We start from the raw sequence: 17,598 nt of genomic DNA, 5'->3' as shown, positions 1-17,598 counted from the left end.
GTTTACTCCTCTGCCTGCGCAGCTGAATTCTTACCCATGTCCATCCCTTCCATACCGGCCACTTCTTTCTTCTCGTGGACAATCTTGCCCGGCTTCATACCTTCATACTTGTCGATGATGATCTGGAACAGGTTCGGAGTGACCGTGGAGTAGAGTTCAACCGGGTTACGTTCGCTAGGCTTGGCCAGAGCGGCGTATTCGTCGGTTGCCAGTTGTTTCGGAGAATTCTTGACCTCGGCGACCCAGGCGTCGAAACCAGCCTGATCGGTGGCCGTTGCCTTGAACTTCATACCGGTGAAGCCTGCGCCGCTGTAGTTCGCGGAGATACCGTCGAACTCGCCGTTTTCGTTGGCGATCAGGTGAAGCTTGGTCGTCATGCCGGCCATTGCGTAAATCTGGCCGCCCAGTGCAGGAATGAAGAACGAGTTCATGACCGAATCGGAAGTGATGCGGAAATTGATCGGGGTATGAGCCGGGAAGACGATCTTGTTGACGGTGGCGATACCCTGTTCCGGGTAGATGAACAGCCATTTCCAGTCAAGTGCGACCACTTCGATGGTCACAGGCTTCACGTCGGACTCAAGCGGACGGTAAGGGTCCAGCGCGTGGGTGGACTTGTAGGTCACGTAGCCCAGCACGATGATGATGGCCAGAGGCACCAGCCAGACAACCAGTTCGATCTTGGTCGAATGCGCCCAGTCAGGAGTGTAGGTTGCGCTCTTGTTCGAGGCGCGGTATTTCCAGGCGAAGATGATGGTCATGAAAATGACCGGCACCACGACCAGCAGCATGAGCAAGGTTGCCGTGACGATCAGGTCACGTTCCTGCATGCCGATGTGGCCCTTGGGATCCAGCAGGGTGTAATCGCACCCGCTGAGCAGGAGCATGCTGAAAAGGGCCAAGAAGCCAAAAAACCTGGGGTACCTTTTTTTACTCATCTCACGACCTCTAAAAGCAGCTTTCGCATCGCAGTTGGGTTTCGACCGCCAACACTTCACCCTGCCAGGTGCTGGCAAATTTTTGGATTGAACAGGGGCCTGTCAGGAAGCTTGTGGCCTCGTAACAAATCCGGTTTTGCTGTGGTTTCTTATTCGAATGGTGGCAACCGCCAACGCGGCCCAAATCCCTTGGCGCAGACATTCAGAATTTGACGCAAGAGGCCATCCAAACGGTGTCTACAAAGGCGTAAAAACGCTTTCTGACCTCGATTTCCGCCGCCCTTCAAGTGATGGGGGCGTTAAGTGGGGGCGATTGTAGATACGTAAAGTTTTATTGACTATGAGTTTCTGCGCAACAATTAATTTCCAAATCTGTAAGAATGCGCGCATATGACGCACCAGAAAAACCCTGGAAGGCCCCAAATTTCCTAAGGATTTTGGGGCACTTTTTTACGCAACACTTTGTAATCAACGCGCTTTCATTCGGTTCCGGATGATGCCCGCCGGTACCAGAATTACAGTGAGAACAAAAGCGATCAATGCCCATTGCGCGAGCGAAAGTCCGAAAACTGGCGGATATGGCGTCTCGCAGAAGCCTGCAACCTGAAAACCGAGGGGAAACAGATCGGCCAGTGGCAGCCCGTCCACGATGGGCTGCAGCACATCGATACCGCAACTCTCGGTCGGGTGGCTCTGAATCCAGACATGACGCCCCGCTGCAACAATCCCGCCCACGGCGCTGAGCATGACCAGCGCTTCGCACACCGTCAGGCTGCGTCGGCCGGGCATCGCCGCACCGATGAACGCGAAGACAGCGATGAACAGCAACGCGTAACGCTGCAGTATGCACAACGGGCATGGCGCCTCGCCCAATACGACCTGCATGTACAGCGCCCCACCGATCAGCGCCAGGCAGATGATGCCCAGCAGAACCAGGAACTGCTTTTCGCGTCGCAGGTAAATCATCTCGTCAGTCATTCACATACCCTTTGAATGTGGTGTCCATCCAGATCGGCCGATCTGTGCAGTGCGTGCCCGGCAAGGCCCGGAAAGCCGACAATTCTACCATCGTCGCAGCGTCACGCCGGGCAGATAGTGAACACGTCGGCATTACCCGAACATTAAGCAAAACACGCAACAATCCATGGTCACCCTTCTCAATCTCTTCCTTATATATAGAAGAGTGCGACGCTATGCCGCAGGGACCGTTCGCCGCACCCTTCCTTATATATAGAAGGATGCGTCTTTATGTCGCAGGCCGGTTCACTCCAGCGCCGAAGCTGGGCCGAAGAATTCGTACCGAGCCTGTGCATCCGGCACACCCGCCGCCTTCAGTTGACGCTTGACCGCCGCCATGAAGCCTTTAGGCCCCAGGAAGTAGGCATCCAGATCACGATCCGCGGGCAGCCACTGCTCCAGACGCGCCTGATCGAGCAACCCTACGCCGTCTGCCGCAGGGCTCACGCCGTCATCCTCGCCGTACAGGTAGAAACGCTTTAGTTGAGGGTGTTTGGCAGCCAGAGCATCGACCCACTCACGGAACGCATGCACTGAACCATTGCGCGCGCAGTGGATGAAGTGAATTGGACGTAAAGTTCCCAGCGCCGCTTCCAACATTGCCAAAGTAGGCGTGATGCCCACCCCGCCGCTGATCAGCACCAGCGGTTTATCGTTGTCGACCAAGGTAAACTCACCCGACGGTGCAAACAGGTTGATGCTGTCGCCGACGCTCATCTGATCATGCAGGTGATTGGAGGCCCGACCGCCTGGTTCACGCTTGACGCTGATGCGGTACTGGTTGTTGCCCGCCAGGGCAGACAGCGAGTAATTGCGACGGATTTCTTCCCCCCCCACGAAAAGCTGCATACCGATGTACTGGCCCGCTGCAAAATCGAGAATCGGCTGACCATCGGCGGGCGCGAAGTAGAACGAGGTGATTTCCGCACTTTCAGCCACCTTGGCCACAACCTTGAATTCACGAGCGCCACGCCAGCCACCTGGGGCCTGCTCCTTTTCTTCGTAGATCTGTTCTTCCGCGCCGATGAGAATCTGCGCCAGTTGGCCGTAAGCCTGCCCCCAGGCGGCGATAACTTCATCCGTCGCAACTTTAGCGCCCAGCACCTCACGAATGGCTTCCAGCAAACACTCCCCCACCAGTGGGTAGTGCTCGGGGAGAATTTGCAGGGCAACGTGTTTGTTGATGATTTTGGCGACCAGACCGCCCAGTTGCTCAAGCTGATCGATGTGTTTGGCGTACATCAATACACCGTTGGCCAAGGCGCGAGGCTGATCACCGCTGGCCTGGTGCGCCTGGTTGAACAACGGGCGAACCTGCGGGTAGCGGCTGAGCAGTTTCTTGTAGAAGTGAGTGGTCAGCGCTTCACCGCCGCTTTCCAGCAGAGGAACGGTGGACTTGACGATGGCACGATCCGAAGCATTCAACATGATGAACTCCTGTGACGCGATGAGTAAGGGACTGACTCATGTATTACAGAATGCGTGCCATATTTTATTTTCAATAATTTCAACCACTTAAAATACTTTTGTCATTTTGACCACGCCGTAAAAAGAGTCCTTATGACTACACAAAGTCATTTCGACAACACCACAGCACAGCCGCCGGGGCTGCTCAAACGTCATTAGCGCTAAAGCCTCCGTGCAGCGAGTCGATAAACCGTCATCGACAGCTGTTTGCACATTCAGACGCACGCAGCCACCGCAAGACAGAAGGTCCACATGTCCAAAAACGTCCGCGCAGATTCACTCTCGCTTCTGCTGTTCACGTTACGCAGCGGCAAGCTGATGGCGATCAACCTGCTCAAAGTCAGCGAAATCATCCCCTGCCCTCCCCTGACACGGCTGCCTGAATCGCACCCGCACGTCAAAGGCGTGGCCACGCTGCGTGGTAACTCGTTATCGGTCATCGACCTCAGCCGTGCCATTGGCGAACGTCCGTTGCTCGATCCTGACGGCGGATGCCTGATCGTCACCGATGTCAGCCGCTCCAAGCAGGGTCTGCACGTGCAGGCGGTGAGCAAGATCGTTCATTGCCTGACCACGGACATTCGTCCACCGCCCTTCGGCTCAGGCAATAAATCGTTCATCACCGGGGTCACTCAGGTGGATGGCACGTTGGTTCAGGTACTGGACATCGAGAAGGTGATTCACGGTATTTCCCCCGTGCAGATCGAAGCGGCTCCCGCCGAGTTGTCACCCGAAGAAGCTGAAGTGCTGGCCAAGGCCCGCATTTTAGTCGTCGACGACAGCCAGGTTGCACTCCAGCAATCCGTGATAACGCTGCGCAATCTGGGTATCGAGTGCCACACCGCGCGCAGTGCCCGGGAAGCCATCGATCAATTGCTCGACCTGCAAGGCACGGCCCAACAAATCAACGTGGTGGTGTCCGACATCGAGATGTCGGAAATGGACGGCTATGCTTTTACCCGCACGTTGCGTGAAACGCCTGATTTTCAGCAGCTCTACGTACTGCTGCACACCTCGCTAGATAGTGCGATGAACGCTGAAAAGGCCAAGCTGGCCGGTGCCAACGCCGTCCTGACCAAATTTTCGTCCCCCGAACTGACGCGATGCCTGATCGAAGCTGCACGAACCGTCGAAGCCCAGGGGATCTGAAACCCGGTCCTGACGACGCATCGACATGCCATTACTGGTTGATGCGTCGTCGCCTCGACCCGCCTGAAGCGCCTGTCTTATGGCCGATGCCACTGCGCTATGTGCCTTTCGAATACGGAAACGCAGAAGCCGTGCACCGACTTCTTGCGTTGGGGACAACCCTCGGTGGTGGTCACGTTCCGGATTTCGACACGTGGCTCACCGGCTTCAAAAACGATCCCGAGTTTGACCCGACATTGTGCTTTGTCGTCGTCGACGCTCAGGACGTCATCGCCGTCGCCCAATGTTGGACCAGTGCGTTCATCCGCAATCTGGTGGTCCATCCCCGCGGTCAGCGCCAAGGCATCGGTGAGCGGCTGTTGAGTCAGGTGTTTTCTGCCTTTGCCGGGCGCGAGGAAGGGCAGGTCGATCTCAAGGTCATGGAGAGTAATCTCACGGCCCGCCGCCTGTATGAGCGCGCAGGCATGCACTATGTGCAGCGCTGCGAACTCGACCTGCCTGAACCACTCTAAGTCGCTGTCACACCTCGTGATACCGATAAAAGAGGGAGATTCACATGAAAACGACCACCCTGCTCCTGCTTGCATTGAACGCCGTTGCGGGCCAGGCCAGCGCGTCGAGCACCGAAGCATGGAACGCGTTCGACAAGAAGTTGGTCGAGAGCTGCATCGCCGCCAGTTCCCTGAAAAACGCCAAACCGGCGGGCACATCAGCGATGTTCGATGACAGCGTGGGCTACAGCGCGTTGCTCATCAAAGGCCAGTACAAGCAGGCGTTCATGAAAAACAAGACCGGCACCGAACTGTGCCTGTACGACCGTAAGAACCAGAAAGCAGTGATCACCGAGTGGGATAACGTCACCACACTGCCGAAGAAATGAGCTATATGTTCATCCCTTTGCAGGGTGTCTGAGGCTCGTCGATGAGAAGCGTTGCGATCGTGCTGTTTCCCCATGTCCAGGCACTGGATGTTGCCGGGCCTCTGGATGTCTTCGCGGAAGCCAATCGCTTCGTCGCCGAGGGTGACGGCTACACGATCACAACCATTGGCGCAGCGCCCTACCCCATCATCGCGTCCAACGGCATGCCCTTGGGTGCTCGGCACGAACTCGATGACGCCCCCAAAGCGTTCGATATCCTGCTGATACCCGGGGGGCCCCTGTTGCCCGAAAGCCCTGAAATGCCCCACATAACCGCTTGGCTACACGACGTCACGCCGCTGGCCGGACGCTACGGTTCGATTTGTACCGGTGCGTTCATCCTCGGCCATGCCGGTCTATTGGACGACAAGCAGGCCGCCACCCACTGGAGCCACGCCCATCAATTGGCCGAACTTTTTCCAAAAGCACAGGTTGAGCCCGACCGGATCTACGTGCGCGACGGAAAGCTGATGACCTCCGCCGGAGTGACGGCGGGTATCGATATGGCCCTTTCGCTGGTGGCCGAGGATCACGGGCCGGCCATTGCGCTGGCAGTGGCCAAACGGTTGCTGGTGGTCGCACAGCGCCAGGGCGGGCAATCGCAGTTCAGCCCTTACCTCAACACGTCGGCGGATGATGACTCTCCCGTGGCAAAGATTCAGCGTTACGTCCTGGAGCACATCAGTGAGCCGTTTTCGGTGGAACGTCTGGCCGAAGTCGTCGCCATGAGCCCGCGCAGTTTCGCTCGGGTGTTCGCGCGGGACGCCAAAGTCACCCCGGCCGAGTTCGTGCAGCGAGCGAGGATCGACGCTGCGCGACGTTTGCTGGAAGGCAGCGAAAAAGCGATCAAGGCCGTGGCCTATGAATGCGGGTTTGGCAGCGCAGCACGCATGCGACTGATCTTCACCCAACGGCTGGGCGTCACGCCGACGCAGTACCGCGACAGTTTCCGCAAGGACAGCTAAGCGCCCCCTGACCTGCTGGCCTACTTGTAGAACAGGTCCACCATCACCTCGGCAGAAAACGGACCGGGTTTCGGCGTATCAGTCTGCCAGAGCAATTCGGCGTTGAAATCCGCCGTGGCCGAATAGTTTTCGCCCTGTAGATCCGTCACATGAAAGGGTTCGTGATAACGCACGGGAACGTTATTGCGCGCATTGGTGATACGAATGCCGACGCTGTCGTTGTTCACCGGCACCAGCACATCCCCGGACAGCACGCCGGACACGGGCGTGAAGCGTGCATTCAGACTGAAGGGCGAATCACAGATGCGGCTGGTTGCCAGGGCAAATCGCTGGAAGGTCGCCACTTCGCCCACCCTGACGTTCTTGATCGCTACATCACCGAACTCGACCGTTTCCGGCATCACACGCAGCTCGGCGTTACACGCGACGAAGCGCAGCCCGGTGAGGTTATTGATCACGTAGTTAAGGTTGTTGTCCGGCACCGGGTTCATGCCTTTCGTGCTGTCGATCTGAAACAGTCGATAATCGAGCAGGTCGCTGGCGACACCCGAGGGGGGTGTGGGACCGAACTTCTGGATGAACACTGAAAACGGCAGGCTAAAACTCACCTTGGGGCAGGCAGCCAGATTGTCAGCAGGCTCGCTGCACGCAGGCAACGTTTGCTGTGCAGGAATTTGCCCGCTGCTTTGCAGGTAATCGATGCCATTCAAGGTCAGCCCTGCGCGAATGCCTTGGCCGATCTGGAGGTTTTCGGGATTCAGATAAAGGGCGACAGACTCCGCGGGGCCGGGTTGATCCCGAACACATTCGACACCGATATTCAGGCGCTCGGAACGCCAGACCACGCTGGCATCCGGCAAGGTGGCGGGGATGGCGACGCTACTGCTCAGATCCGCGCGAATCACCGCCTCTCCCGAGCCTTGTGTTTTACACGACATGGCCAGGCCCGTGGCGGGTGCCATGAGCGCGATACAAAACGTTGAGCACCAACGTGAGAATGAGAAAGTCGTCATGATCAGCATTTCCCTATGGAGAGTGGGGTTCCCGGTGTCCGTAACCGGGCATGGAACGGTGCGCGATCCTTGGGCTGTGCGCAGAAATCTCGCTGACCGCCGTAATCGGTCAGCGCTTTGAACGTCAGGGTATCGACCCCGGACCGGTGGCCGAGCGATGCGGGTAAACGAAAGGTGAACGTCGAGAACGGCCCGAGCAGCAGGTCCTCACTGACCTCAACATCGCCCACCCTGATGTTGTGCAGCGACACATGAAAAGGGGTCGGGTTGGACAGGTTCAATAGCAGCGGATCATCCGGGCTGCGTTGCCAGGACAGCGCCTCCGGCGCCAGGGCCGGATCACCAACCAAAGCCTGTGGCCGATAGAACACGTTGATCCGCTGGCGTACCGCCAGGCTCAGTTGCTGGTTTGCAGCACTGCGCCAAGGCACCTCCAATACATAGAGATGCAGCAGGGATTCCCGATCTCGCGGTAGCCCCACCCCTTCATACAGCACCCGCAGCGTCTGCCTGCCCTGTGGGGGCAACTGAGCGAGCGGCGGGGTGACCACAAAAGGCAGGTTTGCCCGATCGTCCTCAACCGGCTCGACGCTTTCAAGCCACGTCTGAATCAGCACATCGCGGACACCGGGATTGCTGAGCTCGAAAGCGACCTCATGGAAGCGGCCATCGAAGATCAGTCGGGTGCCGCTCAGTGCGACGACGGCTTGAACGTCGCAACTGAACAGCGCAACAGCGAGGCAGACAGCACGCTCCCACCTCATTGGCAGACCACCTTAATACGATCGAAGGTCCGTTGCGGATCTCTGGGTGGTAAATGGTATTGCGCCTGGCACTGTTGATCGGACCATCTGGCAATCAGCGTGCCGCTGTCCTTCTCACTCAGTATCAGCGCACGACCCGTTGGATCGACAGCCCCCAACATCTTGCCCTGTTCATCGTCGACCATCGCCCCCAGCGGTAAATGGGTGCCGTCAGGCAGGGTCAGTTCGAGCTGCACCCGTCGCCCGACTTGCGCCTTGAAGCTGACCACAGGTACGGCGCCACGACGGGGAACGACCTGAGTCACGGCATTTTCCAGCTCGACATCAGCCCCTAGACCGCGCGTGTCGAGGCTGACCCAATTGGTGCGATAGGGTTGGGCGTACGGAAGCACGGCATAGCCGTTATCTGCGGTTTCGACGTTACTAAAGTTGGTCAGGCGTGCCCCCTGAACATTTTCAACCTCGACCAAGGCGAACGTTTCTCCCAACGGTTGCCCGACATTGACGCCCCCCGCGTGCGCGACGACAGATCCCGATGCCCCGATGCTAAACGCACGATAATCGGCGCCTTGGCCGTAACCGGCATCGAAGCGACCGTAAGGCTTCGTGGTGCTGAGTTTGCCGAAGCCCGAGGACCCGGACCGGTTATCACGCCCGGCCTGCAAGGAGTAAAACGTGTTGCGATCATCGAACACTTGTCCATTCAAACCGGCCTGCATGTCGTAGTCGCCACCGCTGTCGCGCACCGCGTTGAGGAACACGCGGGAGCTGCCGGGGCTGTCACCCAACGGAATACTCAGGGTCAGGGCAAAGCGGTTATCGCTTTGGCGCTGACCATCGCGCTCGAAGGTCTGATTACGCTCGACTGACAGGCTGTAACTGAGGCTGCGCCACGCCGCATTCCAGGACACATACAACTGCCGCGTCTTGCTGGTGTTGTCCCAATACCGCTGTTCGGAGCCAGTAATGCTCAACGACGCAGATTGCTCCGGCAGCGATTGGGTCAGGCTGAACTCCACACGATCCTTGGCCCTGCCGGTACCTGCCAGCGTGCGAAGCTCCCGCTCTTCAACGTGCTCATCAAGCGTTCGGTACTGGTCGGTGGAATAGCGATATCCGGCCACGGCAAGTGTGGTGTTAGTCACTTCCAGCGTGTTGGCGTAGCGCAATCGCAGGCTTTGGCCGCTGTAGGTCTTTTGTGGTTGCTGGCTGTTCGACTGAGTGACGTCCAGCGAAACAGCGCCCAGCCCGGTGTTGACGCCTGCCCCGATATTCCCCGCCTGATAGTCTTCAGACACCTGAGCGCCACCGGCGAGTGTCACGCGGTCGGTCAGGCCGTAGATCAGGGTCATGCTGCCCAGCGCGGGTGACTGGCCGCCATCCTCATAACTGTCGTACCGGCCTGCCGCGATGCTGTAGCGCAACGCCCCTTTTGGCACCATGATGGGCAGCGAGGCGTAGGCCTGAATAAATACACGCCTGCGACCGTCCGCCTCCACCACCGTCACTTCCAGATCACCGTTCGAACCGCTGGGGTAGATATCGGAAATTTCGAACGGCCCCGGTGAAACGTTGCCACTGAACAGCATGAAGCCGTTTTGACGGACCTCTACGGTGGCGTTGGTTTCTGCAATGCCACGAATGATCGGCGCGTAAATCCGCTCGTTGTCCGGCAGCATGCCGTCATCGGACGAAAGCATCGCACCGACAAAGCGGACGCTGTCGAAGACTTGGGCGTCGGTGAAGGTTTCACCCAGCGTCAGTTGGCTCTTGAGCGCCGTGATATCCCGCTGAGCAAAGGTCCGGTTGCTGCGAAACCGGTAAGGCTGACTGTCGCCATACACCAGCGACGATTCGTTACGCAGCCGCCACGCCCCGAGGTTCAAGCCATTGCGCAGGCCCAGGTAATATTGGTCCTGAGTCTGATGATTTCGCTCGCGACGCGCGCCGCTGAAGCTGTAATTCACAAACCCCGCGGAAGCCCCCTCATCCCAGAGCTCCGGAGCGACATACCCCCGCACGCTGCGCTGCATCATGGCTTGAGGAAGACTGATACTGAGCCGCAACCGGGTAGGTTCATACTCGACATGCGCGAACTCGACGTTCGCGGCCAGATCGAAGCACCCGCTGGACGAAGCAGCGTTATCTTTCAGGTCAGAAATGTTCATCCCCAACTGCCCCAGCATCTCCAGCGTCAGACACGCCTCAATCGCGCCCGTACGAGGATTGGCCACAAAGGTGATGTCGCGTCGACCGCTCAATGCGCGGTTGACGTAAATGTCCACCCGATAGGTCCCAGGCAGCACACTGTTGCCTTGCAGGAAGGTGTTGAGGTCTGCAGGTTGATCCGTTCCTTGAATGAATGCGGTGTTGAACTTCACCCCAGCCGTGGTGGAGGGCGGCCCGGTATCGTGGCCGGAGCCGTCTGTCATCGCCAACGCACACGGCCCGGTCATCCACACGGCACTCACCGCGATCCAGAATGACCATGACTGGCGTTTGAGCGTTCTGCGCGGTCTCGATGAGCGTTGGCTGCTGCTCGGCAGGGTTACCCTCGACTGACTTCCTTTGCTGTTTTTGTCTCGCCGTTCCATTAGCTGTTTTCACTCGTGTCCTGAGTGTCGATGCACTGCCGAGTCCCTTCATGCAGGCGTGCGACGCAAAGCCGGAAACGCGTCCGACTTTAAAAAATGGGTCAACGGAAAAACCCTGAAGGGCGTGTTTTCTGCCTTCAGGGTGAGCGATCGGCCTTGTTGGCCTGTGTCGTCCGGTCTGCTGTCACGGTGGCGCGATATGGCTCCTGGGCACCAAAATCGTTAATGCTGATAAAGGCCAGGTCCACTGAACCACGCCCGCCTGACGCGAGAGGCATCCGACGCCGTTCACCAGGCGCCAGCATCCTGCTGCCCTCCTGGATTACCACCCGCCCGTTTTGCCGCCCTTCCAGCTTGATCATCGAGACGTGGTAGTGACTCGTGTTAACCACTTCGATCTGACCATCGCGCACCTGCCATTGCAGTGCTTCGGCGGCTTTCAACGGATCGCCGATCAAGCCTTGTGGCCGATAGAACAATTTGATGCGCTGGCGAATGGCGATCTGCAATTCGTTGTCGCGGGCCGTCTGGGGGATTTCCTGAACGCTCAACCAGAGCACCGATTCGCGATCACCGGGCAGACCTTCACCCGAATACATGATCCTGATCAGTTGTCGGGCGTCACCGGGCATTCGCGCCAGCGCGGGTGTGATCGCGAACGGCGGTATGCTCAACCCAGCACCATTCGGGTCGCTCTCGATCCAGGACTGCGCGAGAATTTCAGATGCCCCGGTGTTGTGCACCTGCAGGCTGACTTCTTTGTCGGCTCCGGAATAAATGACACGCGTGGTATTGAGCACCACGCCTGCCTGGGCTTGAGCAGCCAGCGTCACGGCCAGTCCCGAGCACAGCCAGAGGGCCGATTTGCGGATAATCTTCGAAAACATGGGGGTGATTCCGGACAGGAAAGTGGCGAGATGAGCACTGCTCACCTCGCCAGGTGCATCACTTGTAATCCATCACAAACGGCAGGAAACCATCGGCGTTACCTGGATTGGTCGGAGTGCCGTTAAGCACGTATACAGCACCGAGATTGATCTCGGCCGTTGCGGTATCGCCGTCCTTGACCAGATCGGTGACGATCGTTTCAGTGCCGCTCAGGTCCATCAGGCGATTGGACGAGTTCAGCAGACCGATACCCACACCATCAGCCGCACCAGTGGTGCGCAACAGTTTTTGATCGTTGTTGTCCAGGCCGCTACCCTGGCGGGCAATGAAGCGCATGTCTACCGAGTCGTAGGCCGTGGCGCCACCGGTGCAGTTCACCAGCAACTGGATCGGCGACGCCGTCTCCAGTTTGGCTTGTGCGTAAGTCCCGATATCGGCGAACGATACGTTGCCCATATCAACGTTGATTTCACCGGGGTTAGAGCCTGGGCTCGCACCGGTTCCTGCATTGATGTCACACGTAATGTTGGTGAGCGTCCCGCTCAGGATCAATTTTCCGTTGTTCGCTGCGTTTGCAGTCCCAGCCATGCCCAGCCCCATTGCAGCCAAAATAGCGAGAGAAAGAGAGATCTTTTTCATGTTAACGACATTCCTTGTGTCAGTTCGTGTGTGCCCAGAGCACGGGTCGAACTATAAGCGGGCCGCTCAAGGCCGGATGTCAGGTTATCTACCTTGTACTTGCAGAAACGACAGTGAGACGTGAAGGAAATTTCCGTAGTCTCTGGGTGCAAATAGCCACACCCCGCGTAACTCCTGACGCTGCGCATCATCATCAAAAATAATAATGAGCCGATGTTTGTCGATACGCTGTAAGGGTGTACATCGATTCCGAGTGGAATGCATAAAAAAACCGCCTTGGCGAGGGAGGCCAAGGCGGCTTTTATTGACGAGATGTTTGAAGAATCGGCGTCACTGATAAGTCAGTGTCACGACGCCGTTATGAACCCCGGTCTCGATGGACGTCTGCTCGACATAAGCCGTGGAGACAGGCACGGTAGCGCCTTCGCAGGCATCATCATGAACAACCAGCCCGACGGTAACGTGTGCGTTGACCCTTATCGACTTCGGTTGATCCCGCTGAGCGCTGACATCCAGCACTCTGGCTTCACACCCCGCGTTGACGAGTTGACCGTGGAACGACAGTGCACCTTGCTGCGACGGGGCTGCTGACACCGCCTGAGCAAAAGCCCCGACAAACGCGATCGAAAAAAACATCGAAACTGTCTTTTTACTGTTCATCGCCACACTCCGGAGTGAAGACTCACGTGGATCAGTTAAGTCGAGCCAGGAACAATCGACCAGAGAACGCAGACATTTGTGTAGGAATTGTCGTGCTCTCTATCCATCTATCGCCCCATTACTTCTTTTCTTTATGCCCCTTCATCCTCCCCCCATCACCACCTGACAATATTGACAGGTAGCAGTCATTTTGCTGACCGGGTGCAGGAGGTATAAAGGAGGCTCTCAATTATCTGCCCTCCATTTTTTGCTGGCGTTATATCTGTATGCACAAAAAGAAAAAATCTGTGTTAGCGGCTGTAACCGTTCTCGCAGTATCGCTGGCAGTGGGTGCCTGGACGTTGACCCGCCCGGCCCCCAAGAAAACCACTGCGTCCATCGCCGTTCCAGTGCAAGTGATCAATGTGGTCCGGGAAGATGTGCCGCGTTACGTCACGGGTATCGGCTCGGTGCTTTCGCTGCAAAGCGTGGTGATCCGCACGCAGGTGGACGGCATTCTGACCAGGCTGATGGTGAAGGAAGGCCAGCAGGTCAAAATCGGGGATTTGTTGGCGACCATTGACGACCGCTCGATTCGTGCGGCCCTCGAACAGGCCAAGGCGCAGTTGAGCCAGAGCCAGGCCCAACTCGATGTGGCGGAAGTCGATCTCAAGCGCTACAAACTGCTGACTGTGGACAACAGTATTTCCAAGCAGCAGTTCGACCAGCAACAGGCGTTGGTCAATCAACTCAAGGCGACCGTGCTGGGCAATCAGGCGTCGATCAATGCCTCTCAAGTGCAGCTTTCCTACACCCAAATTCGTTCTCCGGTGACAGGCCGCGTCGGCATTCGTAATGTCGATGAGGGCAACTTTCTGCGCGTCACGGACGCCAATGGACTGTTCTCCGTAACGCAGATCGATCCCGTCTCCGTTGAGTTCTCACTGCCGCAGCAGATGCTTCCAACCCTGCATGACCTGCTCGCATCTCCTACACCCGCAAAGGTCAACGCCTATATGGGCGATGGCGTAACCGGCACCTTGCTAGGCGAAGGCAAACTGACCCTGATCGACAATCAGGTCGCTGCCACCACGGGCACCATTCGCGCCAAGGCCATTTTCGACAATGCCGCTGAAAAACTGTGGCCTGGCCAGTTGGTCAGCGTGCGCATCCAGACCGCCATCGAACGCGATGCGTTGAAAGTCCCGCCGCAGGTAGTCCAGCGCGGCATCGAGCAGCATTATGTGTTTCGGGTCATCGGCGACAAGGTTGAAGTGGTCCCTGTCAAAGTGCTTTACCAGAACAGTGATCTGGTGCTGATCAGCGGCGTGAGTGCCAATGACGTGCTGGTCAGCGACGGCCAGTCGCGCCTTAAGGACGGTGCGCACATTGAGGTGGTCAAGGCGGACCCAGCGGCCACTCTGGCGGATGCAGGAGGAACCGCGAAATGAAAGGCCACGGTTCGATTTCCGCATGGTGCGTGAATCACCCTATCGCCACCGTACTGCTGATATTCGCGCTGGTTTTGCTGGGTTGCATCGCTTTTCCGCGCCTGCCCGTCGCGCCGCTGCCAGAAGCTGAATTCCCCACGATTCAGGTGTCCGCCACACTGCCCGGCGCCAGTCCGCAAACCATGGCCTCCTCGGTCGCCACGCCCCTCGAAGTGCAGTTCAGCGCCATCCCCGGCATGACGCAGATGACCTCCAGCAGCGCCTTGGGTTCGACCAACCTGACCCTGCAATTCGTGCTGAACAAGAGCATCGACACTGCTGCGCAGGAAGTGCAGGCCGCGATCAACACCGCTTCGGGACGCCTGCCAGCTGACCTGCCAACGGCCCCCACCTGGCGCAAGGTCAACCCTGCCGACAGCCCGGTGCTGATCTTGAGCGTCAGTTCCAATCTGATGCCCAGCACCGAGCTGAGCGATGTCACCGAATCCCTGTTGGCCCGTCAGTTGAGCCAGATCAATGGCGTAGGCCAAGTCGCGATCACCGGCCAGCGGCGTCCGGCCATTCGCGTACAGGCCGCGCCGGAAAAGCTCGCGTCCATCGGGCTGACGTTGGGCGATTTGCGCACGAGCCTGCAACAAACCAGCCTCAACCTCGCCAAAGGTGCGTTGTATGGCAAAGACAGCGTGTCGACGCTGGCCTCCAACGACCAGTTGTTCCAGGCCAAGGACTACGACCAGTTGATCGTGTCCTACAAGGACGGCGCTCCGGTTCACCTGCGTGATGTAGCGAAAGTCATCGACGGTTCGGAAAACGCTTACGTCAATGCCTGGTCTGGCGATCAGCAAGGCGTGAACATCGTGGTCTTCCGTCAGCCCGGCGCCAACATCGTCGAGACCGTGGACCGCGTGCTCGGCGAGCTGCCTCGTTTGCAGGAAATGCTCCCGGCGTCCGTGGACGTTTCGGTGCTCAGCGACCGGACCAAGACCATTCGCGCGTCCCTGCATGAAGTGGAAATGACCCTGCTGATCGCCATCGTGCTGGTGATCGCGGTGATGGCACTGTTCCTGCGCCAGGTCTCTGCAACACTGATCGTGACCGCCGTACTCGGTGTCTCGCTGGTGGCCAGCTTTGCCCTGATGTACGTGCTCGGTTTCAGCCTCAACAACCTGACGCTGGTGGCCATTGTGGTGGCGGTCGGCTTCGTGGTCGACGATGCCATCGTGGTGGTGGAAAACATCCACCGCCATCTCGAAGCCGGTGAAAGCATGCGCGATGCCGCGATCAAGGGCGCGGGCGAGATCGGCTTCACAGTGGTGTCGATCAGCTTCTCGCTGATTGCAGCGTTCATCCCATTGCTGTTCATGGGCGGCGTGGTCGGACGCTTGTTCAAGGAATTTGCGCTGACGGCGACGTCAACCATTCTGATTTCGGTAATGGTCTCGCTGACCTTGGCGCCGACACTGGCCGCACTGTTCATGCGCGCGCCGAAACACGACGCCCATGCCAACCCCGGTTTTGGCGAAAAACTGCTGGCGCGCTACGCCCGTGGCGTGCGCTTCGCCCTCGCCCATCAACGCATGATGATGAGCATCTTTGGCCTGACACTGGTGCTGGCAGTGGTCGGTTACGTACTGATCCCCAAAGGCTTCTTTCCGGTTCAGGACACCGGTATGGTGCTCGGCACCAGTGAAGCGGCGGCGGACATTTCTTACCCGGACATGGTGGCCAAGCACAAGCAACTGGCGAAAATCATCGGCGAAGACCCTGCCGTCAAAGCCTTCTCCCATTCAGTGGGTGTTAGTGGCAGCAACCAGACCATCGCCAACGGCCGCGTGTGGATTGCGCTGAAGGACCGGGGTGATCGCGATGTTTCCGCCAGCGAGTTCATCGACCGGATCCGTCCGAAACTGGCGAAGATTCCCGGCATTGTCCTCTACCTGCGCGCAGGCCAGGACATCAACCTGAGTTCCGGCCCGAGCCGTGCCCAGTACCAATACGTACTCAAGAGCAACAACGGCGCTTTACTGAACGAGTGGACGCAGAAGCTCACTGAAAAACTCAAGACCATTCCGGCATTTCGTGACCTGTCCAACGACCTGCAACTGGGCGGCAGCGTCACGCACCTGGACATCGACCGCAGCGCCGCCGCGCGCTTCGGCCTGACCACCGCGGACGTCGATCAGGCACTGTACGACGCCTTCGGCCAGCGGCAGATCAACGAATACCAGACCGACATCAACCAGTACAAAGTCATCCTGGAGCTTGATCCGTCCCAGCGCGGCAAGGCCGAGAGCCTGAACTATTTCTACCTGCGCTCGCCATTGACCAACGAGATGGTGCCACTGTCGGCGTTGGCCAAAGTGGGGGCGCCAAAAATGGGGCCGTTGTCGATCAGTCACGACGGGATGTTCCCCGCTGCGAACCTGTCGTTCAACCTGTCAGCGGGCGTGGCGTTGGGCGATGCGGTGCAACTGCTGGATCAGGCCAAGAACGAAATCGGCATGCCTGCTTCAATCATCGGTAATTTTCAGGGCGCGGCCCAGGCATTCCAAAGCTCATTGGCCAACCAGCCGTGGCTGATTCTGGCGGCGCTGGTGGCGGTGTACATCATCCTAGGCGTGCTTTACGAGAGTTTCGTGCACCCGTTGACGATCATCTCGACACTGCCTTCGGCGGGCATCGGCGCACTGCTGTTGCTGTGGTTGATGGGCCAGGATTTCTCGATCATGGGCCTGATCGGTATCGTGCTGCTGATCGGCATCGTCAAGAAGAACGGTATCCTGTTGGTGGACTTTGCGCTGGAAGGCCAGCGTGATCGCGGGCTGTCGCCAGAAGAGGCGATTTACCAGGCCTGCGTCACCCGTTTCCGGCCAATCATCATGACCACGTTGGCGGCGTTGCTCGGCGCCCTGCCGTTGATGCTCGGCTATGGTGTAGGGGCTGAGTTGCGTCAGCCACTGGGCATTGCGGTCGTAGGCGGTTTGCTGGTGAGTCAGGCGTTGACGCTGTTCACCACGCCCGTGATTTACCTGCAACTGGAACGAATCTTTCATCGTCGGCAGCCGACCACGGCACCGACACCGCCCACGACAGACAGAAAAGCGGCGCCCCAGCTCGTGGCTGAAAAATAAGCATCAAAAAAGCAGTGAGCACAG

General features: G+C 58.2%; 16 protein-coding genes. 7 read left to right on the top strand and 9 right to left on the bottom strand.

Annotated elements, in window-relative coordinates; genetic code table 11:
• Positions 1-2 precede the first annotated feature (2 nt).
• From cyoA to hmpA, 3 genes are all read right to left on the bottom strand, one after another.
• Entirely contained in the window at positions 3-938 is a 936-nt protein-coding gene (gene cyoA, locus ACI2KB_RS20285; protein ID WP_404637244.1) for a ubiquinol oxidase subunit II, read from the bottom strand.
• A 468-nt stretch (positions 939-1,406) separates the two neighbouring features.
• Positions 1,407-1,916, bottom strand: coding sequence for a disulfide bond formation protein B (locus tag ACI2KB_RS20280; protein ID WP_404637242.1), 510 nt, complete (start codon positions 1,914-1,916; stop codon positions 1,407-1,409).
• Positions 1,917-2,201: 285 nt separating this feature from the next.
• Positions 2,202-3,383 (bottom strand): NO-inducible flavohemoprotein, encoded by a 1,182-nt coding sequence (gene hmpA, locus ACI2KB_RS20275; protein ID WP_404637240.1) that lies wholly within the window; start codon positions 3,381-3,383, stop codon positions 2,202-2,204.
• Positions 3,384-3,674: 291 nt separating this feature from the next.
• On the opposite strand from hmpA, the gene ACI2KB_RS20270 reads away from it, so the two are divergent.
• The 4 genes from ACI2KB_RS20270 to ACI2KB_RS20255 all read left to right on the top strand — a co-directional run bounded on the left by ACI2KB_RS20270 (position 3,675) and on the right by ACI2KB_RS20255 (position 6,455).
• Positions 3,675-4,571 (top strand): chemotaxis protein CheV, encoded by an 897-nt coding sequence (locus ACI2KB_RS20270; protein WP_404637238.1) that lies wholly within the window; start codon positions 3,675-3,677, stop codon positions 4,569-4,571.
• Between the two features lie 131 nt (positions 4,572-4,702).
• Positions 4,703-5,083, top strand: coding sequence for a GNAT family N-acetyltransferase (locus ACI2KB_RS20265; protein ID WP_404637236.1), 381 nt, complete (start codon positions 4,703-4,705; stop codon positions 5,081-5,083).
• Between the two features lie 44 nt (positions 5,084-5,127).
• Positions 5,128-5,451: a hypothetical protein gene (locus ACI2KB_RS20260; protein WP_404637234.1), complete on the top strand. Its 324-nt coding sequence runs from the start codon at positions 5,128-5,130 to the stop codon at positions 5,449-5,451.
• 41 nt (positions 5,452-5,492) lie between these two features.
• Positions 5,493-6,455: a GlxA family transcriptional regulator gene (locus tag ACI2KB_RS20255; RefSeq protein ID WP_404637232.1), complete on the top strand. Its 963-nt coding sequence runs from the start codon at positions 5,493-5,495 to the stop codon at positions 6,453-6,455.
• Between the two features lie 20 nt (positions 6,456-6,475).
• On the opposite strand, the gene ACI2KB_RS20250 is transcribed toward ACI2KB_RS20255, so the two are convergent.
• Genes ACI2KB_RS20250 through ACI2KB_RS20240 form a run of 3 tightly spaced genes read right to left on the bottom strand, consistent with a single transcriptional unit; the run spans position 6,476 to position 10,664 of the window.
• Complete coding sequence (locus tag ACI2KB_RS20250) at positions 6,476-7,468, bottom strand: fimbrial protein (RefSeq protein ID WP_404637230.1); 993 nt, start codon at positions 7,466-7,468, stop codon at positions 6,476-6,478.
• A gap of 2 nt (positions 7,469-7,470) precedes the next feature.
• On the bottom strand, positions 7,471-8,232 hold the full coding sequence (locus tag ACI2KB_RS20245; RefSeq protein ID WP_404637228.1) for a molecular chaperone: 762 nt from the start codon (positions 8,230-8,232) through the stop codon (positions 7,471-7,473).
• Entirely contained in the window at positions 8,229-10,664 is a 2,436-nt protein-coding gene (locus tag ACI2KB_RS20240; protein WP_404637550.1) for a fimbria/pilus outer membrane usher protein, read from the bottom strand. Before ACI2KB_RS20240 ends, ACI2KB_RS20245 begins: the two co-directional genes overlap by 4 nt.
• On the opposite strand from ACI2KB_RS20240, the gene ACI2KB_RS20235 reads away from it, so the two are divergent.
• Entirely contained in the window at positions 10,603-10,794 is a 192-nt protein-coding gene (locus tag ACI2KB_RS20235; protein ID WP_404637570.1) for a hypothetical protein, read from the top strand. The genes ACI2KB_RS20240 and ACI2KB_RS20235 overlap by 62 nt on opposite strands.
• A 169-nt stretch (positions 10,795-10,963) precedes the next feature.
• Here the strand turns inward: ACI2KB_RS20235 and ACI2KB_RS20230 are convergent, their stop codons facing one another.
• The 3 genes from ACI2KB_RS20230 to ACI2KB_RS20220 form a co-directional block, all read right to left on the bottom strand.
• A complete protein-coding gene (locus ACI2KB_RS20230) occupies positions 10,964-11,713 on the bottom strand; it encodes a molecular chaperone (RefSeq protein WP_404637226.1) in 750 nt (249 codons plus the stop codon).
• Positions 11,714-11,771: 58 nt separating this feature from the next.
• Positions 11,772-12,353 (bottom strand): fimbrial protein, encoded by a 582-nt coding sequence (locus tag ACI2KB_RS20225; protein ID WP_404637224.1) that lies wholly within the window; start codon positions 12,351-12,353, stop codon positions 11,772-11,774.
• Between the two features lie 330 nt (positions 12,354-12,683).
• Positions 12,684-13,013, bottom strand: a complete 330-nt coding sequence (locus tag ACI2KB_RS20220) for a hypothetical protein (protein ID WP_404637222.1) — start codon at positions 13,011-13,013, stop codon at positions 12,684-12,686.
• A 266-nt stretch (positions 13,014-13,279) separates the two neighbouring features.
• Here ACI2KB_RS20220 and ACI2KB_RS20215 point away from each other — a divergent pair, with 266 nt between their 5' ends.
• Together ACI2KB_RS20215 and ACI2KB_RS20210 are read left to right on the top strand one after the other, a co-directional pair.
• A complete protein-coding gene (locus ACI2KB_RS20215) occupies positions 13,280-14,443 on the top strand; it encodes an efflux RND transporter periplasmic adaptor subunit (protein WP_404637220.1) in 1,164 nt (387 codons plus the stop codon).
• Positions 14,440-17,574, top strand: coding sequence for a multidrug efflux RND transporter permease subunit (locus tag ACI2KB_RS20210; RefSeq protein WP_404637218.1), 3,135 nt, complete (start codon positions 14,440-14,442; stop codon positions 17,572-17,574). Before ACI2KB_RS20215 ends, ACI2KB_RS20210 begins: the two co-directional genes overlap by 4 nt.
• Positions 17,575-17,598: the final 24 nt, after the last annotated feature.

The sequence above is a fragment of the Pseudomonas sp. NPDC088444 genome (assembly GCF_044900175.1).
In the GTDB taxonomy this organism is placed as follows: domain Bacteria; phylum Pseudomonadota; class Gammaproteobacteria; order Pseudomonadales; family Pseudomonadaceae; genus Aquipseudomonas.
The sequence above is the reverse complement of the archived record's forward strand: the minus strand, read 5'-3'. Positions and strand labels throughout refer to the sequence as shown.

Bases quoted from the DNA above. Each gene is read 5' to 3' on its own strand.
- hmpA (WP_404637240.1), bottom strand. From the start codon at position 3,383: ATGTTGAATGCTTCGGATCGTGCCATCGTCAAGTCCACCGTTCCTCTG.
- ACI2KB_RS20230 (WP_404637226.1), bottom strand. From the start codon at position 11,713: ATGTTTTCGAAGATTATCCGCAAATCGGCCCTCTGGCTGTGCTCGGGA.
- ACI2KB_RS20240 (WP_404637550.1), bottom strand. From the start codon at position 10,664: ATGACAGACGGCTCCGGCCACGATACCGGGCCGCCCTCCACCACGGCT.
- ACI2KB_RS20220 (WP_404637222.1), bottom strand. From the start codon at position 13,013: ATGAACAGTAAAAAGACAGTTTCGATGTTTTTTTCGATCGCGTTTGTC.
- ACI2KB_RS20250 (WP_404637230.1), bottom strand. From the start codon at position 7,468: ATGACGACTTTCTCATTCTCACGTTGGTGCTCAACGTTTTGTATCGCG.
- ACI2KB_RS20245 (WP_404637228.1), bottom strand. From the start codon at position 8,232: ATGAGGTGGGAGCGTGCTGTCTGCCTCGCTGTTGCGCTGTTCAGTTGC.
- cyoA (WP_404637244.1), bottom strand. From the start codon at position 938: ATGAGTAAAAAAAGGTACCCCAGGTTTTTTGGCTTCTTGGCCCTTTTC.
- ACI2KB_RS20270 (WP_404637238.1), top strand. From the start codon at position 3,675: ATGTCCAAAAACGTCCGCGCAGATTCACTCTCGCTTCTGCTGTTCACG.
- ACI2KB_RS20225 (WP_404637224.1), bottom strand. From the start codon at position 12,353: ATGAAAAAGATCTCTCTTTCTCTCGCTATTTTGGCTGCAATGGGGCTG.
- ACI2KB_RS20260 (WP_404637234.1), top strand. From the start codon at position 5,128: ATGAAAACGACCACCCTGCTCCTGCTTGCATTGAACGCCGTTGCGGGC.
- ACI2KB_RS20255 (WP_404637232.1), top strand. From the start codon at position 5,493: ATGAGAAGCGTTGCGATCGTGCTGTTTCCCCATGTCCAGGCACTGGAT.
- ACI2KB_RS20215 (WP_404637220.1), top strand. From the start codon at position 13,280: ATGCACAAAAAGAAAAAATCTGTGTTAGCGGCTGTAACCGTTCTCGCA.
- ACI2KB_RS20280 (WP_404637242.1), bottom strand. From the start codon at position 1,916: ATGACTGACGAGATGATTTACCTGCGACGCGAAAAGCAGTTCCTGGTT.
- ACI2KB_RS20210 (WP_404637218.1), top strand. From the start codon at position 14,440: ATGAAAGGCCACGGTTCGATTTCCGCATGGTGCGTGAATCACCCTATC.